The 20062-nt window shown below is 66.3% G+C and carries 17 protein-coding genes and 1 pseudogene; 13 read left to right on the top strand and 5 right to left on the bottom strand.

Features of this window, described 5'->3' with window-relative positions; genetic code table 11:
* Positions 1-90: 90 nt before the first annotated feature.
* Both UU9_RS03780 and UU9_RS03775 read right to left on the bottom strand, forming a co-directional pair.
* A complete protein-coding gene (locus tag UU9_RS03780; protein ID WP_007080392.1) occupies positions 91-1569 on the bottom strand; it encodes a GH1 family beta-glucosidase in 1479 nt (492 codons plus the stop codon).
* 109 nt (positions 1570-1678) lie between these two features.
* Positions 1679-3250, bottom strand: a complete 1572-nt coding sequence (locus tag UU9_RS03775) for an alpha-N-arabinofuranosidase (protein ID WP_040670173.1) — start codon at positions 3248-3250, stop codon at positions 1679-1681.
* Between the two features lie 379 nt (positions 3251-3629).
* Between UU9_RS03775 and UU9_RS03770 the strand changes: the two genes are divergently transcribed.
* The 7 genes from UU9_RS03770 to UU9_RS03740 all read left to right on the top strand — a co-directional run bounded on the left by UU9_RS03770 (position 3630) and on the right by UU9_RS03740 (position 11361).
* Positions 3630-5414 (top strand): tetratricopeptide repeat-containing diguanylate cyclase, encoded by a 1785-nt coding sequence (locus UU9_RS03770; RefSeq protein ID WP_007080390.1) that lies wholly within the window; start codon positions 3630-3632, stop codon positions 5412-5414.
* 159 nt (positions 5415-5573) lie between these two features.
* On the top strand, positions 5574-5993 hold the full coding sequence (locus UU9_RS03765) for a DUF4084 domain-containing protein (protein ID WP_040670187.1): 420 nt from the start codon (positions 5574-5576) through the stop codon (positions 5991-5993).
* 255 nt (positions 5994-6248) lie between these two features.
* The gene (locus UU9_RS03760; RefSeq protein ID WP_007080388.1) at positions 6249-6851 is read left to right on the top strand and encodes an OmpA family protein; all 603 of its coding nucleotides are present in this window, start codon (positions 6249-6251) and stop codon (positions 6849-6851) included.
* Positions 6852-7185: 334 nt separating this feature from the next.
* Positions 7186-8145 (top strand): transglutaminase-like domain-containing protein, encoded by a 960-nt coding sequence (locus tag UU9_RS03755; RefSeq protein WP_007080387.1) that lies wholly within the window; start codon positions 7186-7188, stop codon positions 8143-8145.
* A gap of 231 nt (positions 8146-8376) precedes the next feature.
* Positions 8377-9588: an MFS transporter gene (locus UU9_RS03750; protein ID WP_007080386.1), complete on the top strand. Its 1212-nt coding sequence runs from the start codon at positions 8377-8379 to the stop codon at positions 9586-9588.
* A 270-nt stretch (positions 9589-9858) separates the two neighbouring features.
* On the top strand, positions 9859-10971 hold the full coding sequence (locus UU9_RS17230) for a GGDEF domain-containing protein (protein ID WP_007080385.1): 1113 nt from the start codon (positions 9859-9861) through the stop codon (positions 10969-10971).
* Between the two features lie 75 nt (positions 10972-11046).
* A complete protein-coding gene (locus UU9_RS03740; RefSeq protein WP_007080384.1) occupies positions 11047-11361 on the top strand; it encodes a hypothetical protein in 315 nt (104 codons plus the stop codon).
* Between the two features lie 77 nt (positions 11362-11438).
* Here UU9_RS03740 and UU9_RS03735 read toward each other — a convergent pair whose 3' ends face one another.
* Positions 11439-11879 carry a CHRD domain-containing protein gene (locus tag UU9_RS03735; RefSeq protein WP_007080383.1) on the bottom strand — a complete coding sequence of 147 codons (441 nt, stop codon included), beginning with the start codon at positions 11877-11879 and terminating at the stop codon, positions 11439-11441.
* Between the two features lie 196 nt (positions 11880-12075).
* Between UU9_RS03735 and UU9_RS03730 the strand changes: the two genes are divergently transcribed.
* On the top strand, positions 12076-13287 hold the full coding sequence (locus tag UU9_RS03730) for a M48 family metalloprotease (protein WP_007080382.1): 1212 nt from the start codon (positions 12076-12078) through the stop codon (positions 13285-13287).
* A 212-nt stretch (positions 13288-13499) separates the two neighbouring features.
* Positions 13500-14024 carry a DUF3016 domain-containing protein gene (locus tag UU9_RS03725; RefSeq protein WP_007080381.1) on the top strand — a complete coding sequence of 175 codons (525 nt, stop codon included), beginning with the start codon at positions 13500-13502 and terminating at the stop codon, positions 14022-14024.
* 7 nt (positions 14025-14031) lie between these two features.
* Here UU9_RS03725 and UU9_RS03720 read toward each other — a convergent pair whose 3' ends face one another.
* Positions 14032-14658 (bottom strand): trimeric intracellular cation channel family protein, encoded by a 627-nt coding sequence (locus tag UU9_RS03720; protein WP_007080380.1) that lies wholly within the window; start codon positions 14656-14658, stop codon positions 14032-14034.
* A gap of 152 nt (positions 14659-14810) precedes the next feature.
* Between UU9_RS03720 and UU9_RS03715 the strand changes: the two genes are divergently transcribed.
* Entirely contained in the window at positions 14811-15737 is a 927-nt protein-coding gene (locus UU9_RS03715) for a M14 family metallopeptidase (protein ID WP_007080379.1), read from the top strand.
* Positions 15738-15790: 53 nt separating this feature from the next.
* Here UU9_RS03715 and UU9_RS18230 read toward each other — a convergent pair.
* A pseudogene (locus UU9_RS18230) lies at positions 15791-15946 on the bottom strand (HupB); the annotation flags it as partial.
* Between the two features lie 178 nt (positions 15947-16124).
* Here UU9_RS18230 and UU9_RS03705 point away from each other — a divergent pair.
* The 3 genes from UU9_RS03705 to UU9_RS03695 all read left to right on the top strand — a co-directional run bounded on the left by UU9_RS03705 (position 16125) and on the right by UU9_RS03695 (position 19508).
* A complete protein-coding gene (locus UU9_RS03705) occupies positions 16125-16334 on the top strand; it encodes a hypothetical protein (protein ID WP_007080377.1) in 210 nt (69 codons plus the stop codon).
* Positions 16335-16421: 87 nt separating this feature from the next.
* Positions 16422-17714 (top strand): phospholipase D-like domain-containing protein, encoded by a 1293-nt coding sequence (locus tag UU9_RS03700; RefSeq protein ID WP_007080376.1) that lies wholly within the window; start codon positions 16422-16424, stop codon positions 17712-17714.
* 171 nt (positions 17715-17885) lie between these two features.
* Positions 17886-19508, top strand: a complete 1623-nt coding sequence (locus UU9_RS03695) for a carboxylesterase/lipase family protein (protein WP_007080375.1) — start codon at positions 17886-17888, stop codon at positions 19506-19508.
* Positions 19509-20062: the final 554 nt, after the last annotated feature.

Raw genomic sequence — 20062 nt, 5'->3', positions numbered from 1 at the left:
AAATCGACGTCCATGTCGACTCCGCGTGTCAGGAACAGGCAACAGCAAGCGCCGTTGCCTTCGAGGCGATGCGTTATCGCCCGGACTTTGTCACACCACCCGGTTCTGCCGGATCACTTCCTTGTACCAGGCGGCGCTGAGTTTCGGGGTGCGCTTTTGCGTGGCGAAATCGACGTAGTGCAGGCCGAAGCGCTTGCCGTAGCCGTCCGCCCATTCGAAGTTGTCCAGCAGGCTCCACAGGAAATAGCCCTTCAGTGGATAGCCTTCGGCGACGGCGTGCTGGAACTGGCCGACGTAGTTGCGCAGGTACATGATGCGGTCGGCGTCGTCGATGTGGCCGTCGGTGACCGGGTCGTCGGCGGAGGCACCGTTCTCGGTGATGTAGATCGCCTTGGGGTTCCACAGTTCGCTGGTCAGCCGCACGCCCCAGTAGGCGACTTCGGGACCCACGACGAGCCACGGCGAGGCCATGCGCGGCGACGAGGGAAGGTGCGGAATGTATTTGTAGCCGGTGGGGCCGTCATCGGCGCGCACCCATTCGGGCGCGTAGATATTGAGCCCCACGAAATCGAGGGGACTGCTGATGATGGCCATGTCGCCGGGTTCTACCTTCGGTGCGGCGTCGCCTTCCTGTTTCAGGTATTCGTCGATGTAGCGGCCTTCCATGATTGCCGTCATGAACATCGCGTTGTTCTCGCGCGTGGCCTTTTTCGCGGCGGCGACGTGCTCGGGCGTGTCGAATGCGGGCAGGAAGAAGACGGTGTTGTCCGCCAGCCCCACCTGCGTGCCGGGCTTGCTGTGCGCGCGGATCGCCTGGACGGCCAGACCGTGGCCCAGGATGCCGTGATGGCGCACCTGGTTGACCTCGGCCTGGGGCAGTTTCAACCCCGGCGCCTTGATGCCCGAGCCGTAGCCCTGGTCGGTGAAGCAGCGCAGCTCGTTCACCGTCATGAAGTGATGGACGCGGTCGGACAACTGGCTGGCGACGTAGCCCGAATAGTCGGCCAGCGCATAGGCGGTGTCGCGGTTCTGCCAGCCGCCGGGCAGCGCGGCGGGAAGATCCCAGTGGAACATCGTGACGTGGGGCTCGATGCCCGCCGCCAGCAGGGCGTCGATCACCTTGTTGTAGTAATCCACGCCCTTCTGGTTGGGCTTGCCGCGCCCGTCGGGGAAGATGCGCGACCAGGCGATCGACAGGCGGTAGCTGCGCACGCCCAGGTTTTTCAGCAGCGCGATGTCTTCGGGGTAGCGGTGGTAGCTGTCGCAGGCGACGTCGCCGTTGTCGTTGTTGGCCACCTGACCGGGCGTGTGGGAAAAGATGTCCCAGTTGGTCTTGCCGCGCCCGTCCTCGTTGACGGCGCCCTCGATCTGGTAGGCCGCCGTGGCACAGCCCCAGCGAAAGTCCTTGGGGAAGCTGTAATGGACCGGCTCGATTCGTGGCCGTGCCGATGAGGCCGCCATGGCCTCGGCGGCTGATGCGGCGGCCAGGCCCTTTCCGAATGCCAGCGTGGAGGTGGCGGCGCCGGTGCCGAGTACCAGGCCCGTCCGCAAGAAATCCCGTCTTTTCATTGCTGTCCCTTCCTGTGAGTTTGCACGATAGGTAATTGCCGACACCGGCCGTAAAGATCGCATGATGCATCCGAACGGGGCCGCCCCGCGATGGAGCAGCCCCGGGCGGTTACGGCTGCAGCGACACCACGGTCACCGACGCGGGTGGCAGGGTCAGCACGATGGCGCCGTTCTTCAGCGTGCCGCTGATCGGTTTGGGCGACACGGTACGCGGATGGTCGAAGGTGTTGACGCTGTCGACCTTCGGCGCGCTGAGGGTCTGGCCGTCCGCCGATGTCGCCTTGAAGCCAAGCGCGGCAGTGTCGACGTCCAGCGGCCGGTTCGGATCGAGGTTGGTCAGCGACAGCCAGATCCTGCCGTCCTTGCCCCTGGCGGCGATGGCGTCGAGGCGCGGCAACGTGGTGTCGCCGTGCACGTAGGAGCCGGCGTCGTAGCTGACGGGGATGAAGGTGGCGTCCTGGAATGGCACGTACATCTTGAACACGTCGTAGGTGGGCGTCAGCACCATCTTCGGCCCGTCGGTGAGGATCATCGCCTGCAGCACGTTGATCATCTGGGCGATATTGGCCATGCGCACGCGGTCGGCGTGGCGGGCGAAGATGTTGATGTTGAGCGCCGCCAGGATGGCATCGCGCTGGCTGTTCTGCTGCATCAGGAAGGCGGGGTTGGTGCCCGGCGTCGGTGCCAGCCAGGCGCCCCATTCGTCGACCACCAGCGCGATCTTTTTCTGCGGATCGTACTTGTCCATCACGGCGGATTGCTTGTCGATCAGCGGGCCCATTTTCAGGGTTTCCTTGATCACGTGCGCATAGGCCGATTCGTCGAAGTTCGTGGACGGCATGTGCGGTGGCCAGCCGTCGTAGATCGTGTAGGAGTGCAGCGACAGGCCCTGGATGTCGAACGACCAGCCGTGGCGTTCCTTCCAGGTTTTCATCACCGCCTCGGTCCAGGCAGTGTCGTCGGTGCCGGGGCCGACGGCGATTTTCAGCGACGGCTCCTTCGCGTTGTAGCTGCCCACGAAGCGGGCGTAGCGGCGCAGCTCGGCGGTGTACTCGTCCGGCGTCATCAGGCCGCCGCAGTCCCAGCTCTCATTGCCGATGCCCATCATGGCGACGCGGTAGGGCGCGGGGTGGCCGTTGGCAGCGCGCAGCTTGGCCAGCGTGGTGGGCTGGTCGGCGGTCATGTACTCCATCCAGTCCTGCGCCTCGGCCACGCTGCCGGAGCCGACGTTGAGCGAGATATAAGCCTCGGCGCCGACCTGCTGGGCGAAGTCCATGAACTCGTCTGTGCCGAACGCGTTGGAGTCGACCACGTTGCCCCAGGCCGTATTGACGCGCGTGGTGCGCTCGGGGCCGATGCCGTCACGCCAGTGGTAGCTGTCCGCATAGCAGCCGCCGGGCCAGCGCACGTTCGGCACCTTGATCGCCTTCAGCGCGGCCACGACGTCATTGCGGATGCCGCGCGTGTTGGGGATGGCGGAGTCCTTGCCCACCCAGATGCCGCCGTAGATGCCATGGCCGAGCTGTTCGGCGAACTGGCCGAAAAGGTGGCGATCGATGGTGGCGCCGGGCTTGCCGGCATCGACGGTGAGCCGGATCGCCCGGTCGGCGGCGTTCGCTGGCGCCGCGGCGGCGAAGGCGGTGGCCAGCGCGCACAGGCCGACGGTCATGAGATGACGCATGGGATGTCCCCTTGGGTAGTCGGTGGATGGTCGGGTGAGCAAGGACCGGGGGCGCTGATCGCGGGTCAGGGTGTAGCGACGATTTCCCGCTCCGCACCGGCGGCCGCCCGAACGGCTGAGCATGAAACAAAACACGGTGTCAGGGCCAGTTCCCGCCGCCGCCGGCCCCGCGGCGATGCGGCGTGCTGCGCTTTATGGCGACGGCTGGGTAAGATGGGCGACACAACCCGGGGTGCGGGGATGCATCGGGGCAGGGGCCGCATGAGGTCATCGAATCGGACCAGCGCAAGGAGACGTCGGATGGTCGTGGCCGGTGCGACGTTGCCGGTGGGCGGTCCGCGGGCAGGGCGCGGGGATTCCGCCACACAGCAGACGCCCCATGGCGCGTAATCCACCAGCCATCGCGTGGCGGCGACGCCTGGGCGTGTTCGGCCTGGCCGTCGCCCTGCTTCTTTGCGGCACCGCGAGCCTGGCCGATGCGCCGGCGGTGGATCCGGCAACCTTGCTGGCGCAGGCCAAGGCGATACGCGCGAAGGATCACCCGCGCTTTCTGCAGATGCTGGACCAGCTCCACCGCCGCCAATCGATGCTGTCGTCCGACCAGCAAGGGCAACTGCGCCTGCTGGATGCGTGGGAGGCGCTGTTCGAGGGGCAGTATGCGAAGGCCGAGCCGCTGCTTCGCGAGGTCGTTGCCCACGGTGGCCTGGATCAGCAAAGTCTGGCCAACGGCATGTTGCTCAACATGCTGGCGATCCAGCACCGCTATGACGAGGCTTTTGCGCTGGCCGAGCAGTTGTCGGCCGTGTTGCCGCGGTTGCACGACCGCCACGCGACTTACGTGGTGCTGTCGCAACTGTCCCAGCTGATGGCCTCGGCCGAACAGCCGGAGCCGGCGGCCGAGTATGCCCGGCAGATGGAGCAATTCACGCCGCCGGGCGAATCGCTCTGCCGGCCCTATGTCTACCTGTTCGGCGCCTTGAACGCCAAGGGCGACCTGCCGCCCACCGACCCGGTCTACCGCAAGACGATCGACACCTGTGTCGCGGCCGGCGAGCCGATCTACGCCAATACGGTGCAGCTGGATCTTGCCCGGCGGCAGGCGGACGTGGGCGATGCCGGCGCGGCGCTGGCTTTGCTCAAGCGCATAACGCCGGGTGTCATTGCGCAGAATTACCGCGCGCATGTCTATGTGCTTCGCAGCACGCTCGGTTACGCGTACTGGGTCAGCGGCGATGTGGTGTCGGCGAAACGGTGGGCGTTGGCGGCGCTGGCGATGGATGCCAAGGGCGATTTCGACGGGCTGTCGGAAAACGTCTATCGGGTGCTCTACGAAGTGGAGAACAAGGCCGGCGATTACCGCGCCGCGCTGGACTATTACCGGCACTACAAGGACGTGGAGTTCCGCTCGGTCAACAACACCCAGGCCATCGCGCTGGCCTACCATGCCGTTCACCAGCAACTGGCGATCCACAAGTTGCAGGTGGCCGAACTGGGCAAGCAGAACAGCCTGCTGGAGTTGCAGCAGGCGCTGGACCGCAAGGCGATGGAGGCCAGCCGGCTCTACCTGGCCTTGCTGCTGGTCGTGCTCGCCTCGATCGGCTTATGGCTGATCCGGCTCAAGCGCTCGCAGCTGCGCTTCAAGAAGCTGGCGCGCCGCGACAGCCTCACCGGCATCCTCAACCACCAGCATTTCGTGTGGGAGGCCGAACAGGCATTGCGTTACGCGGAAAAATCCTCGCGCCACGTCTGCGTGGTGGTCATCGACCTGGATCACTTCAAGCGCATCAACGACACCTACGGGCACGCGGCGGGCGATGCCGTGCTGATCCGGATCGTGGCCCTGTGCCAGACCCATCTGCGCTCCATCGACGTGTTTGGACGGCTGGGCGGCGAGGAGTTTGGGCTGGTGCTGCCGGAGTGCTCGCTGGGCGATGCGATGGCGATCGTCGAGCGGATTCGCGCGGCCATCGCCACCACCCTGTTCGACGAACAGATTGTCGAAGGCGCGATATCAGCCAGCTTCGGGCTGGCCTCCAGCGACGGCAACGGCTACGTGTTGCCGGCCCTGATGGCCAAGGCCGATGCGGCCCTGTACCAGGCCAAGCACCGCGGCCGAAACCGCATCGAGATGCACACCGAGCATGCCGGCTTCGTCCCGGCATGAAGCGGCAGTGGAAAGCCGCCAACGCCATGAACGCTGCCGCATTTTGAAGTGCGTACACTTGCCGGGCGTCCTGCCCGCTGCCGTTTGCAAGCGACGAGTCTGATGGACGACCGCGGTCGGCCCGTGTTGGCCGGCGTGCATCCGGGTTGGGGGAGCGTCATGGGTTTCGACAGAAAGTATCTGGTGTGGGCACTGGGTTATGCCGTGGTCGGCATGGGCGTGGGCATCTACATGGCCGCGTCGAAGAATCATGCGGAGTACGTGGCGCACGCGCACATCCTGTTGGTGGGTTTCGTGGTGTCGCTGGTGTACGGGCTGATCCACCGGCTTTGGCTGCACCAGCCGCGCAGGGCCATTGCCCAGGTGCAGTTCGTGCTGCACCAGGCCGCCACGGTGGTCCTGCTTGCCGGTCTGCTGCTGCTCTATGGCAATGCGGCGCCCGAGGCGGCGCTTGAGCCGTTCCTCGGTATCGGTGCCATCGGGGTTCTGCTGGCGATGCTGTTGATGATCTTGATGGTGATCAAATACGCGGCCGCCGCCGAGGTGACGGTGCCGGGGCTTCTTCCCCCGGCCGCTTAGACGTCTCCAGCGGTTGCGCTGGATGGGCCATCAGCCCGGCCTGCACCTCGGACAAGGCGGGGGTGGAGCGGTGTTTTTGCCGGTCCGGCACGGCCGATGCACATTTTCGGGCCCGGTTCAGGATTTGCCGGGCGCGGCTCCCCGAGTCAGGCAATGTAAATATTTCCGCGGCGTGGCGATGCTAGGTTGGACGACGCCCGAGCCGATGGCTGCGTCTGTGTCTGAAGCCACCGGCTCCTTACCCGAGGAGAAGCCATGATCAACTCGACGATGCGAAAGGTGTCCGTTCCGCTGTTTATTGCGGCCGTGGCGCTGGGTGGCTGCACCCACTACGTGAAACAGGCGGACTTCGATTCGGCAATCGCCGAGTTGCGAGCCAACGATCAGAAGCAGCAGCAACAGCTCGATTCGCTGACCCAGGAAATGCAGCAGCGGTTTGCGAAATACGACGCCCAGATCGCCCAGATGGGCGGCCGGGTACGGGTCGATACCGCGGCGCACTTTGCGTTCAACGACGCCACCGTGCGCGATCAGGACAAACCCTTGCTGGATGATTTCGCCAAGGTCATCAGCAGCCACTATCCCGGCGCGACCGTCACCGTCGAAGGCTTTGCCGACCCCGCTGGCTCCAAAAGCTACAACCATCGCCTGGGTGAGCAACGCGCGAAGGCGGTGCGTGATTATCTGGTAGGCACCGGCCTGTCAGCCGATCAGTTGCGCGCGGTGAGCTATGGCGAGGACAGCAACCGCCAGGTGGATCGCGGCCAGTCGCGCGATGCGGGCGCGTCCAATCGCCGTGTCACCCTGGTGGTGGATTTTGCCGGCAGCGCCAATAACGCGCAGGCCAGCGCTGGCTGATTGCAGGCAGGTCATCTGTGACATCCCGACAGGGGCGGGGCGCGCTTTTCCGGAAGTCGCGCGCCGCCCCTGTTTTTTTGCCGCCCAGGTCATGTTGCGCTGGCGTGTCGATCTGCTGGTCCGGCGGGCTGGATGGCCCGGTTTTCGGCGGCTGCCGGCCCGTTCGTGGCAGCACTAGCCAAGGCCCTCGAAAAGGTTAGACTGACCCCAGTAACCATTCCCGCCCCTCCCCAGGCGTGGAGGTTTCGACATGGTCATTCTGGCGTACGCAGCGTTGCTTGCTGTTGCCTCGACTGTTGCCCCGTCTGCACCGGTGACGCCGGTGTTGCCCCCCATGCCGCGCCCCGAACAGGTCATGGCGCTGCCGCCCGAGTTGCGCACGCAGTTGCAGGCGCAGGTGATTGACGGGGGCGGCTCGCGGCGATCGCGACTGGAGCGGCTGGCGGGTTTCCTGTTCAAGAAGACCGGCCTGGGCATGGAGTACGCGGTCGACGCCACGTATACCGTCGAACAGGCGTATCGCGCGCGCAAGGCCAACTGCCTCACCTTCACCCTGCTGACTGTGGCGCTGGCGCGCGAAGCGGGCCTCGATGCCTATGGGCAGGAGCTTGTCGATGTCGTGTCGTGGCGCGCGGAGCGGGACATCGTCTACGGCTTCAACCACGTAAACGCGGGAATCCTGATCGGTCAGTCGCACTACACGATCGATGTGGCGCGGGACCTGCTTGTGGCGCGCAGCCCGCCCCAGCGGATTACCGACGAGCACCTGCTGGCGCTGTACTACAACAACCGTGCCGCCGAGCTGCTGGTGGGCGCCTCGCCCGCCGTGGCCGATCCGTACATGGCGATGGCGTTGCAGCTGGCCCCGCATTATCCCAGCGCCTGGGCCAACGCGGGCGTGTTGAGCCTGCGCAAGGGCGACCGCGCAACCGCCGAACGCGACTACCTGAAGGCGCTGGCACTGGATCCGGAAAACTCGAGCGCACTGGTCAACCTGATGACGCTTTACCGGGATGGCGGCGAGGAGGCAAAACGCGCCACCTACGCACGGCGGCTGGAGAAGATCCAGGCGAAGGACCCCTACTTCGCGTTCGTGCAGGCCGAGGGCGCGGCAAGGGAGGGGGATTACGAGGCGGCCGCGCAGCACTATCGCCAGGCCATCCGCCTGTACGACAAGGAGCCCCGCTTCTTCACCGGGTTGGCCCATGCCTATCAGCAGCTGGGCAAGGAGCGCGCGGCCGAATCGGCCTTGAATCGCGCCGCCACGCTCGGCCGCAGCACGGCGGGCAACTAGGCGCCGGCGGCGCCCGGGGCGTCCGCCAAAAGTTCAGTCCCGGTTGCCGCGCGGCGGCCTAAGCTGTGCGGACGAAACCCGTATGCCCGACGCCGCCCAGGCCGTTGCGGCCTGTCCTGTAAGGTAGGGGCGGGCCGGATCATCCGGCTGCCTCTGCTCCCCTTTTCCGCGTCGCCGTCGAAAGCCTGCCATGGGCGGTACGGCGCGCACTGCCCATCGCCTGCCTACCTCATGCTGTCCACCATCCGCACCGCGACACCGCTGCTGCTGAGTACCGTCTTCCTGCTGATGGGAGTCGGCCTGCTGCACACGCATATTGCGCTGGAGGGGCGCGCGCTGGGGTTTTCCGTGGCCATGATCGGCGTGCTGACGTCGGCCTATTACGCCGGGTTCCTGCTTGGCACCTACACCATCCCGCGGCTGACGCATCGCATCGGCCACATCCGCACGTTTGCGTTCTGCACATCGCTGGTGGCGGTGGTGGTGCTGGTGCAGGCGCTCGATCCGGTCTACGGCGTGTGGCTGGTGCTGCGCGTGCTGCAGGGCCTGCTGCTGGTCGGCTTGTACGCGATCATCGAAAGCTGGCTCAACGCGGTGGCCGAGCCGGCACATCGCGGCTCGGTGTTCGCGGTTTACATGATGGTGAACCTGGCGGCCAGCGCCACCGCGCAGCAGCTTTTGCGCATCCCGGGCGAGGGCTTCGTGCTGTTCTGTGTCGTCGCCATCCTGTTCTGTGCCGCCAGCCTGCCGGTGGTGCTGACCACCCAGCCGCAACCCCAGCTGCGTTCGATGCCCAAGGTGCAGGTCAGGCGCCTGTTCCGGCTGGCGCCCACGGCGCTGGTCAGTGCATTCATTTCCGGACTGGTGCTCGGCGCGTTCTGGGGGTTGCTGCCGTTGTATGCCGCTGCACGCGGGCTGGGGGCGGGTGACATCGGCACTTACATGAGCGCGGCGATTGCCGGCGGCGTGGTGCTGCAATGGCCGCTGGGGCGCTTTTCCGACCGCATCGACCGCCGCCTGGCGCTGTCGCTGATCAGCGTCGTCGCGGCGCTGGCGGCGGTGGTCAACCTGTTGCTGCCGGCGGCCGGCGGGGCGGTGGCGATGGTGGTGATCTTCGTCTTTGGCGGCATGAGTTTCACCCTGTATCCGATCGCCGTGGCGCACCTGGTCGATTACCTGCACCGCGACGAATTGCTGTCGGCCTCCAGCACCGTGCTGCTGGTCAACGGCGTCGGCTCGGCGGTGGGGCCGCTGCTGGCCGGCGCGCTGATGTATCTGCTGCGGCCGGAGCTGCTGTTCGTGTGGTTCGCGGTACTCGACGGCGCACTGGCCGCCTACGCGCTGTACCGCTTCACCCGCCGCAAGCGCGAGGTGACCCCGGACGACAATTTCGTGCCGCTGGTGAACACCACGCCGACCGCGCTGGACCCGCGCGCGCCCTGATTTTCCGCCTCGCACGGTCGATGTGGCGCAGGCCCACGCTGCACCGTTCCGCCGCGCGCAAGACAGGGAGGCGCGGCGCGCAAGCTGTTTTTTTTCGCAGCCGGAAGGCATGCTTCGCCCGTGGCTGTCGTCGCCATCGGGCGGCGTCGCCATCGACTTGGCAACGGGGGACACCAGGATGACCGAAGTCGCGCCGCACTTGTCAGTCCCCCGCGACTGTCGGCAATCGACGACGCATGGCCCTTCCGCGTGCCGTGCGAACGTATCCCGATGCCACTGAATATCGACGCTGCCGCGCCGCCCCCGAACGGCGAGCGCCGGCCCGAGCCTTACGCCGGCCGGGAGCACAAGCGCGTCGTGATGCTGGCGATTTTCAGCCTGGCCTGGATCAGCACGGTGCTGGCCTGGACGCTGATGGCGTTGGGCGGCATCTCCTCACCGGCGCTGCGCGACGTGTTTGTGGCGAACCTCGTCTTTCACCCGTTGATGTTTGCGGCGGTCAGCGGGCGGATGCTGCCCGAGCGGGTGGTCGAGATGATGTGCCTGCTGTTTGCCACCGGCATCTGCGCGGCCTGCATGGTGCTGCGGCTGTACTTCCCCTCCTACGGCGGCCGCATTGACCTGGAGCCGCTGTATCTGTGGATTCCGGTGATCTATGTGTTCGCCTTCATCGTGGCCGGGCACAAGTCCAGCCTGCGCATTTCGCTGGGGATCATGGCGCTGTTCCTGGTGATCAGCCTGCCTTACCTGCTGCAGTCGCCGTCGCCGCGGTTCGCCAACTTCACCATCCAGTTGCACATGGTTTCGGCGGTGCTGGTGGCGGCGCTGTATTTCTTCTCCAGCTATCAGCAACGCCTGCAGGTGGCGCAGTTGACGATGGACGAACTGGCGACGCTGTCGCACACCGACGAACTGACCCGATTGCCCAACCGGCGACGGATCTCGCAGGTGGTTGGCTACGAACTCGCCCGCTTCGAGCGCTACGGCAGCGGCTTCGCGCTGATCATGATCGACATCGACCACTTCAAGGACGTGAATGACCGCTTCGGCCATCCGGTGGGCGATCGGGCACTGAAGGCGCTGGCGTTGCGCGCACGGCAGGCCTTGCGTGATGGCGACACGCTGGGTCGCTGGGGTGGCGAGGAGTTCGTGATCGTGCTGCCCGAGGCGGGGCTCGACGACGCTCTGCGCAAGGCCCACGCGCTGTGCGCGCACGTGGCACGCGCGCCGTTGATCGATGACCTGCCCATCACCATCAGTTGCGGCGTGGCCAGCGTCACGCCGGCCGATACGGCCGAAAGCCTGTTCCATCGTGCCGATGCGGCGCTGTATACCGCCAAGCAGCACGGCCGCAACCGGGCGGAAAGTGCCGCGCCGGCCTGATTGGGCGAGCGGCGCAAGCATGAAGAACGGTCCGGCTCGCCAGTCGGACGTGGGTATCGGGTCAGGGGAGTGGCGATGTCGATCGGATGGACTTTGCTGGGTACGTTCGGGCAGCTGATGCTGGCCTTCTACCTGTTCATGCTGGTCGCCTTTTCCGCTGGCGGCCTGGTCAATGGCGGCAACTTTCGACGGGCGCAGACAAGGGTGCTGGACCTGTCGTTGTTTGTGCTGCCCGGCACGTGTGCGTTGAGCGCGGTGATCGTGCTGTTTCTGCACTGGCACGGCGCGGCGGCGAAGTCGTACGCCTGGTATGCGTTGCCGCTGGGCGCGACGGCGCTGTACCTGATTTACTTCCGCATCCTGGTCCATCAGTTGCGCGGCGATCGGTGAAGCGGGGCGAATCGGCAGGCGACTCGCCCCGTTGCCACATACGGGATGCTCGCGGCGTGTCGATCCGCCGTGGCGCGCTACATCCCCGCTGATTCGTCGACCTTCATCTGCGCGCGCGCCTCGCCCTTCGGGTGCGCCTTGGTGTGCAGGTTCACATACGTCGCGCCGTCGAGCATGGCCGACTGGGTTGCGGCGTCGATGGTCACCGTATGGCTCATGCCGGTCTTGTACGGGCCGGGGATGAGTTTCATCACGCCGGCTTCCACGCCGGGTTTGGCCGGCCCATGGAAGTGCGCGATGGTGACGGGGCCGCTGAGGCCGTTGTAGTCGATGGTGTATTTGAGCTGGTGCGTGGTGGTGTCGAGGGTGGCCGCCACATGCCCCGAGGGCTGGCCGGCGGCGCCGTGCTCACCGGCGAAATCGCCGCTGAGGGAAACGTCCTTGGCCGTGGCGGCGGTGGAGAAGACGAGCATGGCGGCGATGGCCAGCGGTGCGAGTTTGAACAGGGACTTTTGCATGGTGGAATCCTCCGGGTGGGTGGCGCGGATGTCCGGGCGGCAGCTGGATCGAAACGCCGGGCAGCCGGACCAACGGCGAGTGTGGTCCGCCTCGCGTGCAGGCCGTGGCAAGGTTTCGGGCAATGCCCCGTTATTGCTGCGGGTTAGGTAGACTGCGATGGCGCGTCGGGGATGCGCCAAAACAGGGGAAAATCCGGTGAACGAACTCGTCTACAGGAACGAGGCGACGTTGCGCGTCATTGCGCTCGTGTTGTCCGTTGTCATCTGGCTGGTGCTGATACTCGGCACCTTTGGTATCGCGCTGCTGTACCTGCTGGCGTTCGCGCTGTTTGCGCTGGTCGCCCATTCCGCCCTGATAGCGCATCTGCGGGGCAATGCCATTCCCATCAACGCGCGCCAGTTCCCGGACCTGCATGCGCGCCTGCAGCAGTGCGCGGCGAAACTGGGGATGTCGGTGCCCGAGGCCTATCTGGTCAACGGCAACGGCGTGTTGAATGCGTTCGCGACGAAATTCCTCGGCCGCAGTTTCGTGGTGTTGCTGTCGGACGTGGTCGACAGCATGGAGGATCGGCCCGACGCGCTGAATTTCTACATCGGGCACGAGCTGGGCCACTTGCGCCAGAACCACCAGACCTGGTCGACGGTGCTGGCCCCCGCGCTGTTCCTGCCACTGATCGGCGCGGCCTACTCGCGGGCGCGCGAGTACACCTGCGATCGCCATGGCCTCGCCGTCTGTGACCATCCGGAGGATGCGCAATATGGTCTGGTTGCGCTGGCGGCGGGCAAGCGGCGCTGGCGTTCGGTGAATCTGGCCGAATACAGCGCAAGCGCGGCGCCTTCACCGGGTTTCTGGATGTCGTTGCATGAACTGGCTGGCGACTATCCGTGGTTGAACAAGCGCCATGCGTGGTTGCACGCGCTGCCCGACCGACGCCAACCCGTGCTGGGCCGGCGCAATCCATTCGCCTGGCTGATCTGCCTGTTCATGCCGCGTGTGCCGGGGCTGGGTATCGGTGGCGGCGTGTTCGTGGTCGCCTACATCGGCATCCTGGCCGCCATCGCGCTACCCGCCTACCGGGACTATACGGGCCGTGTGGCATCACGCACGGCGATGACGGACAGTGCGCCGTACCGCGATGCCGTGGCACGGTACGGCGCGAGCCACCAGCAGTGGCCCGCGTCGATGGAAGAGATGAACATGCCCCCGTTCGTGGGGAACCAGAGCACCGCGACGATTACTCTGGGTGAGAACGGCGTATTGGCGGTCGGGTTCGCCAAACCACCGCTGCAGGGTCACGTATTGCAACTCACGCCCTACGTGACCGAGGGCGCCTTGCATTGGTCCTGCGCGGGTGACGTCCCCGCCAAACTGCTGCCGCTGGAATGCCGCGACCAGACGCAGCGGTAGCCATCCGCGGCAAGTGGCCGGTCCTGCCCTTGGTGGGTGGGCCGGTCCCCTGGCGAGCAGGCAGGCCGCGGAGGATGCGCCTGCGTCCAAGGCATTTGGCGACGGTGCGGATTCATCGGGCATGCGGGGAACGGACGTATACTGACCGGGCCCGGCCGCGCCTCAGCGCTTTCCCCGCCGGACGCTGTGTTGACCCGATTCGGGAGACCGCCATGAAATTTTTCCCCGCGCCACTGCTCAGTGCCCTTGCCGTGCTGACGCTTGCCTGCGCCAGCGTGCGCGCGGCGCCGCCACCGCCGCCACCGACCAACGTCACCGTCCACTACACCGACCCGAAGCTGTTCACCGAGACGAAGCGCAGCGCGTTCGCGCATCCGATCGATGCCAATGGTTATCTGAACCCGCTCAAGGATTACATCGCCCAGCGCGCGTCGCGCATCCTGGCGCCGGGCCAGCGGCTGGACATCACGGTGACGGACGTGGACCTGGCCGGCGAATACGAGCCCTGGCACGGGCCGCACCTGAGCACCATCCGCATCATCAAGAGCCGCTATCCGCCGCGGATCGATCTGGATTTCACGCTGTATGGCGCCGACGGCAAGGTGCTGCGCCAGGGCAACCGCATTCTGCGCGACATGTCCTTCATGGACCACGCCGGCATCAGCGACAACGACTCGCTGCGCTACGAAAGGCCGATGATCGACCGATGGCTGCGCCAGGGCCCCGACAAGCTCTGAGGTATCGTCAGGCGTCCGGATCGCGCCCGAACCGCGGCAGGTTCCAGTGGCGGTGCAGGGACAGGAAACGCAGCGAAAAACAGAACAGGATCGGCAGCCACGTCGCCCACACCGGCGGCCAGCCCAGGCGCTCGCCGATGACCGTCATGGCGGCGCCGGCCAGCGCCGCCAGTGCGTAGATCTCCTTCTGCAACACGATCGACACGCGGGTCAGCAGCACGTCGCGCGCCATGCCCCCACCGATCGCGGTGACCATGCCCAGCAGTACCGCCACCTCCGCGTTGTGGCCGAACAACAGCGCCTTGTGCGCGCCGTACACCGCGAACAGGCCCAGGCCCATCGCGTCGAACAGGCGCACGGGGTAGGTCAGCCGTTCCACCCAGGGATACGCGGCGATGGTGAACAGCGCGGCGATCACCGCGGTGAGCAGGTAGCGCCAGTCGGACAGGCCGGCCGGCGGGATCGCGCCGATCATCACGTCGCGCGCAATACCGCCACCGCAGGCGGTGATGTAGGCGATGGCGAGGATGCCGAACAGGTCGAGCTGGCAGCGTCGCGCCGCGGTGGCGCCGCTGATCGCGAAGGCGAACGTGCCGGCCAGATCCACCACGTTGAAAAGCAGTTGTTCGTTCATGCCGGTTCCATCACCCGCGCCGCGCGGCGATTCCCGTCGAACAATCTAGCCCATCCGGCGACGCGAAGAGCATGGTGCCGCGCCGCCACGTTGACCCGGCGGTTCCGCACCCGGTGCTACAGTGCGTGGCTTTCCACGCCGGGAGCATGCGCATGACGACAAGCCAGTCAACCTATCCCATCGGCACGCCCGGCCGTCCGTGGGGCGAGGCGGAAGTGGCGGCCTGGCAATCGCGCCAGCGCGTCCAGCGCAGCTACCGGGCCGATGTGCTCGATGCCGTCGACGCGCTGCGTTCGCGTTTCGACGTGATCCCCTACGGCCAGCTGGATTACCCGCCGGACAGCTACCCGCTGCTGGCCATCCGCAGCCGCGACTGGCGCGAGGCGCTGCCCTGCGTGCTGGTGACCGGCGGCGTGCACGGCTACGAGACCAGTGGTGTGCACGGCGCGCTGCAGTTCGCCGACCGGCACGCGGCGGATTACGCGGGCAAGGCCAACCTGATGGTGGTGCCCTGCGTCAGCCCCTGGGGCTACGAGCGGATTCATCGATGGAACATGCGGGCGCTCGATCCCAACCGCTCGTTTCGCGACAACAGCCCGGCGCAGGAATCGGCGGCGCTGATGCGGCTGGTGGCGCCGTTCCGCGATCGCGTGCTGGTGCACGTCGACCTGCACGAAACCACGGACACGGACGAATCGGAATTCCGCCCCGCGCTGGCCGCCCGCGATGGCGTGGCGTACGTGCCCGGCGAAATCCCCGATGGCTTCTATCTGGTGGACGACAGCGAGCATCCGCAGCCGGCGTTCCAGCAGGCCATCATCGACGCCGTGGCCAAGGTGACCCACATCGCACCGGCCGATGCCCGCGGCGAAATCATCGGCTCGCCCGTGGTGGGGCCGGGCGTGATCGCCTATGCGTTGAAGGCGCTGGGCCTGTGCGCCGGCATCACCGATGCGCCTTACAAGACCACCACCGAGGTCTACCCCGACAGCCCGCGCGCGACGCCCGAACAATGCAACGCCGCGCAGGTGGCGGCGGTATGCGCGGCGATCGACTACGCGTTGCAGCACGCGCGCTGAGCCGGCGATCCATCGGGGCGAGGGCGGCGCGGCGGATCAGGATTTGCGGATCAGGATTTCTTGCCGCCGCCGTCCTGCTTGTTCACCGTTGCCCAGGCGATGCGCTCGGCGGTCTTCTCCGACTTGCCTTCCTTCTTCTCGCTCTTCTCGATGTGCGAAGCCTGCCGCTTCTGCTTGTCGGTGTAGGAGGATTTGTCACCTTTCGACATGGCACGCTCCGTTGTGGGGTGGGCGTTTACCGTATCGGGCGTCGAGTTAACGGGTAGTCGTGGATCGGCTGCAACGGCGTGAACAAAAACCGCGGTATTTGCAGGCCTCTTCTTCACGTTGCCTGCCACGGGCCTGTGGCATTGATGTGCCTTCACCATCGAATTGCGAGGCCACCCCATGAGCCAGGTCCATCAGGAACGTGCCTTCGAGGACAGCGGCAAATCCTTCGCGGCGATTCTGAACAGGCAGGACGACGGGTTGTTCAGCGCCACAGTGAGGCTCCCCGACGGCTCGCTGCGCACGGTACCGGCGGAGCACTTTGCCAGCGAGGACGAAGCCATGGAGGCGGCGCAATCCTTTGCGCACGAGTTGGTTGGTTCCTGCTAGATCCACACCTTCAGCGGCGGCAGTCGTCGCGGAGGGGCAGGAAATGGCGAGCCGTCCACAGCGATGAAGACACCGGGGAAGAGCACGATGACCGTGGCGGTTCGGTGGCGACGACATCTTCTCTGGATACTGATCGGCGCGCTGGGGGCGGCGCTGACCGGCATCATCCTGCTCAACGTCTGGCCGCAGGAAAACCAGCTGGAGCAGCGGCTGGGCCATGTAAGTGCGGTGGAAAGCGCGCAGTTCCGGCGCGAGCTCGGCACGCTGCTGGGGCCAAGCGTCAGCGAGGGCAACGCGGTGGCGGATTTCCAGAACGGCGAGGAAATCTTTCCCGCGATGCTGGCGGCGATCCGTAGTGCCCGCCACAGCATCAACATGGAAACCTATATCTACTGGTCGGGCGAGGTCTCGAAACAGTTCATCGCGGCCTTGACCGAACGCGCGCGGGCCGGCGTGAAAGTGCATGTGCTGGCCGACTGGCTCGGCTCCACCCGCATGAAACAGGACGCCATCGATGCACTGCGCGACGGTGGCGTGCGCTTCGAGTATTTCCATCCGCTGCATTGGTACTCGCTCGACCGCATCAACAACCGCACCCACCGCAAGCTGCTGATCGTGGATGGCGAAGTGGCGTTCAACGGCGGCGTGGGCATCGCCGATGCGTGGGAGGGCAACGGCCTGCAACCGGATCGCTGGCGCGACATGCAGTTCCGAGTGGATGGGCCGGCCGCGGCGCAGATGCAGGCCATCTTCGGGGACAACTGGCTGGCCACCACCGGTGAAGCCTTGCTGGGTCCGGACTACTACCCCGAGACACCGGCGCGGGGCGACCTGGCGGTGCAGGCGTTCGCCAGTTCGCCCGAGGGCGGCAGCGAGAACATGCAGCTGATGTACCTGATGGCGATCAACGGTGCCCGCCGCCGCATCGATCTGGAGGCGGCCTATTTCGTGCCCGACGAACTTACCCTCACCGCACTGCGCGATGCGCTGAAGCGTGGCGTGCGCGTGCGGCTGGTGGTGCCCGGCCCGCATGTGGACAGCACGATCGTGCGCAACGCCTCGCAGGCGCAATGGGGCGCGATGCTGCAGGCCGGCGCGCGCATCTACCGTTACCAGCCCGCCTTGTTCCACAACAAGCTGATGATCGTGGACGGCTACCTCACCATCGGCGGCTCGGCCAATTTCGACAACCGCTCGTTCCAGCTCAACGACGAATCCAACATCAACATCTACGACCACGCCTTCGCCGCGCACATGACCGAGGTGATCGACCAGGACATCGCGCGTTCGCACGAGCTGACGCTGGCGCAATGGCGTGAACGGCCCTGGCGCCAGCGCGTGTTCGACTGGCTGTCGTCGCAAGCCGCCGAGCAACTGTAGGCCTGTGGGAGCGACTTCAGTCGCGATGCCTTTCACGCCGCGATGAAGATCGTAAACACCGGCGCTGACGTCCCTCCCGTAGTGGCGTTCGCCGCGCATTTCCATGGAAAACGCTACCGTCCACACCAGAATGTTTTACGCTGCCGGGACTCTCCATCAGGATCCCCGCCGATGAAACTCTCTCCCGTATGGCGCCACCCGCTGCACCGTGGCGCCGCTGCCGTGGCGATGATGATGCTGGCCTGCACGGCGCTCCCCGCCGGCGCGACGGCACCCACCGTGTCGTTGACGGCGGGCACTATTGCCGGCAACAGCAGCACCGAGGGCGACGTCGCCCTGCACGAGTTCCACGGCATTCCCTACGCCGCGCCGCCGGTGGGCGCGTTGCGCTGGAAGCCGCCGCAGCCGGTGGCGCCGTGGTCGGGCGTGCGCAAGGCGCAGCGCTTCGGGCCGCGCTGCATGCAGCGTCCCATCTTCAGCGACATGGTGTTTCGCAGCGACGGCGTCAGCGAGGATTGCCTTTACCTCAACGTGTGGGCGCCGGCGCAAGCGACCGGGAACAAGCTGCCGGTGCTGGTGTATTTCTACGGCGGCGGCTACGTGGCGGGCGATGCGTCGGAGCCGCGCTACGACGGTGCCAGCATGGCCGCGCAGGGCATCGTCACGGTGACGGTGAACTACCGGTTGGGCGTGTTCGGCTTCCTGGCCTTGCCTGCGCTCGCCGCCGAATCGCCGCAGCACGCGGCCGGCAACTACGGCTTGCTGGATCAGAACGCGGCGCTGCACTGGGTGCGGCAGAACATCGCCCGCTTCGGCGGCGATCCCGCGAAGATCACCATCGGTGGCGAGTCGGCCGGCTCCATGTCGGTGAGCGCGTTGATGGCCTCGCCCTTGTCCAGGGAGGTGATCGCCGGTGCCATCGGCGAGAGTGGCGCGCTGGTCGCACCGCTGGCGCCGCTGTCGCTGGCCGTGGCGCAACAGCGCGGCGAGAAGTTCATGGCGCAGGTGGGCGCCGATTCGCTGGCGGCGTTGCGCGCCATGCCCGCCGATGCCTTGCTGCAGGCCACGGCGGACAAGTCCACGCCCCGGTTCGCACCCGATGTGGACGGCTATTTCCTCACCGAGTCGCCAGCGGCCACCTTCGCGCGCGGCGCACAGGCCGCCGTGCCGCTGCTGCTGGGCAGCAATTCGCAGGAAGGTTCGTATGTCGGCCTGCTCGATGGAAAGGCCCCCGCGCCCGCCAACTACCGCGCCGCGCTCGAGCGCCTGTTCGGCGCGCAGGCACCGCGTGCGCTGGCGCTGTATCCGGGCAATGACGAGGAGGCAGTGAAGCGCTCGGGCACCGCGCTGGCGGGCGACATGTTCATCGCGCACAGCACCTGGCGCTGGATGGAACTGGCCCGCCACACCGGCAATGCACCGGTGTATTTCTATTACTACGACCAGCCGCGACCGGCCAAGCGGCATCCCGCGGCGGGCGAAACCGCCGATGCCGGTGCGGTGCACAGCGCCGAGATCGAGTACGCGCTGGGCAACCTCGACGGCAATCCCGTCTATGCGTGGACGACGGATGACCGCGAGACGTCGCGCATGCTGCAAGGCTACTTCGCGCAGTTCATCAAGCACGGCAACCCGAACGGCGAAGGTCGGCCGACGTGGCCGGCCGTCGCCGATTCCGCCGGCGGGCTGCTGCGCCAGACCATCGATGCGCACCCGCACAGCGCCGCGGACAACGGTGCGGCGCGACAGGCATTCCTGCAGCAGTTCTATGCCAGCCAGCCCGGCGCGCTCTGAGGCAAGGCCGCGCGATGTGGCTCTGGTCGTGATTCCCGCCTGACCCGCTTCGTTGCTGGAAGCGGCCCGCGGGATGACGGCTCGCCAGGATTCCCAACGGTTCCGCGCGTGCCAGCTTCCTCCCCGTTTGGGGGCAAGGTGCCCGCGGGGCGGAAGAGGGCGTTCTTGCCCGAATCCCGACAAAACGGACTGGCGTCCTGCTCTCCAGGAGTGCCCGTTAAGGATTTGGCCGTCTGAATCGTCAAGGCGGCGTGCCCCGCTGATTTTCCTCGCCGTCAGCCGTGGCGGAACCGCCTGATTTCCGACTTCCCGACCACTGCGCTTCAGCGAGTTGACTTCACTATATCGGGCGGGTAACGTTACCAAGCTCCCGCGATTCGTGACTCGAATGTAGGAGCCGCTTCCATCGCGTTCCCTTCCGCGGAACGCGTGAGGTCGATGGGGAAGCGTCAGCCGAATGCGTCACGCAGCTCGTCAACACGCCGAGGATCCGGGGAGGATCTGGAATGCTGAACAGAGAGACCGGGAACGCATTTCGCGTTGCACGCGCCATC

It is taken from the genome of Rhodanobacter fulvus Jip2 (genome assembly GCF_000264315.1).
Taxonomy (GTDB): Bacteria; Pseudomonadota; Gammaproteobacteria; order Xanthomonadales; family Rhodanobacteraceae; genus Rhodanobacter; species Rhodanobacter fulvus.
The sequence above is the reverse complement of the archived record's forward strand: the minus strand, read 5'-3'. Positions and strand labels throughout refer to the sequence as shown.

Coding starts and splice junctions, on each gene's coding strand:
- UU9_RS03780 (WP_007080392.1), bottom strand. CDS start 1,569: ATGAAAAGACGGGATTTCTTGCGGACGGGCCTGGTACTCGGCACCGGC.
- UU9_RS03775 (WP_040670173.1), bottom strand. CDS start 3,250: ATGCGTCATCTCATGACCGTCGGCCTGTGCGCGCTGGCCACCGCCTTC.
- UU9_RS03770 (WP_007080390.1), top strand. CDS start 3,630: ATGGCGCGTAATCCACCAGCCATCGCGTGGCGGCGACGCCTGGGCGTG.
- UU9_RS03765 (WP_040670187.1), top strand. CDS start 5,574: ATGGGTTTCGACAGAAAGTATCTGGTGTGGGCACTGGGTTATGCCGTG.
- UU9_RS03760 (WP_007080388.1), top strand. CDS start 6,249: ATGATCAACTCGACGATGCGAAAGGTGTCCGTTCCGCTGTTTATTGCG.
- UU9_RS03755 (WP_007080387.1), top strand. CDS start 7,186: ATGCCGCGCCCCGAACAGGTCATGGCGCTGCCGCCCGAGTTGCGCACG.
- UU9_RS03750 (WP_007080386.1), top strand. CDS start 8,377: ATGCTGTCCACCATCCGCACCGCGACACCGCTGCTGCTGAGTACCGTC.
- UU9_RS17230 (WP_007080385.1), top strand. CDS start 9,859: ATGCCACTGAATATCGACGCTGCCGCGCCGCCCCCGAACGGCGAGCGC.
- UU9_RS03740 (WP_007080384.1), top strand. CDS start 11,047: ATGTCGATCGGATGGACTTTGCTGGGTACGTTCGGGCAGCTGATGCTG.
- UU9_RS03735 (WP_007080383.1), bottom strand. CDS start 11,879: ATGCAAAAGTCCCTGTTCAAACTCGCACCGCTGGCCATCGCCGCCATG.
- UU9_RS03725 (WP_007080381.1), top strand. CDS start 13,500: ATGAAATTTTTCCCCGCGCCACTGCTCAGTGCCCTTGCCGTGCTGACG.
- UU9_RS03720 (WP_007080380.1), bottom strand. CDS start 14,658: ATGAACGAACAACTGCTTTTCAACGTGGTGGATCTGGCCGGCACGTTC.
- UU9_RS03715 (WP_007080379.1), top strand. CDS start 14,811: ATGACGACAAGCCAGTCAACCTATCCCATCGGCACGCCCGGCCGTCCG.
- UU9_RS03705 (WP_007080377.1), top strand. CDS start 16,125: ATGAGCCAGGTCCATCAGGAACGTGCCTTCGAGGACAGCGGCAAATCC.
- UU9_RS03700 (WP_007080376.1), top strand. CDS start 16,422: ATGACCGTGGCGGTTCGGTGGCGACGACATCTTCTCTGGATACTGATC.
- UU9_RS03695 (WP_007080375.1), top strand. CDS start 17,886: ATGAAACTCTCTCCCGTATGGCGCCACCCGCTGCACCGTGGCGCCGCT.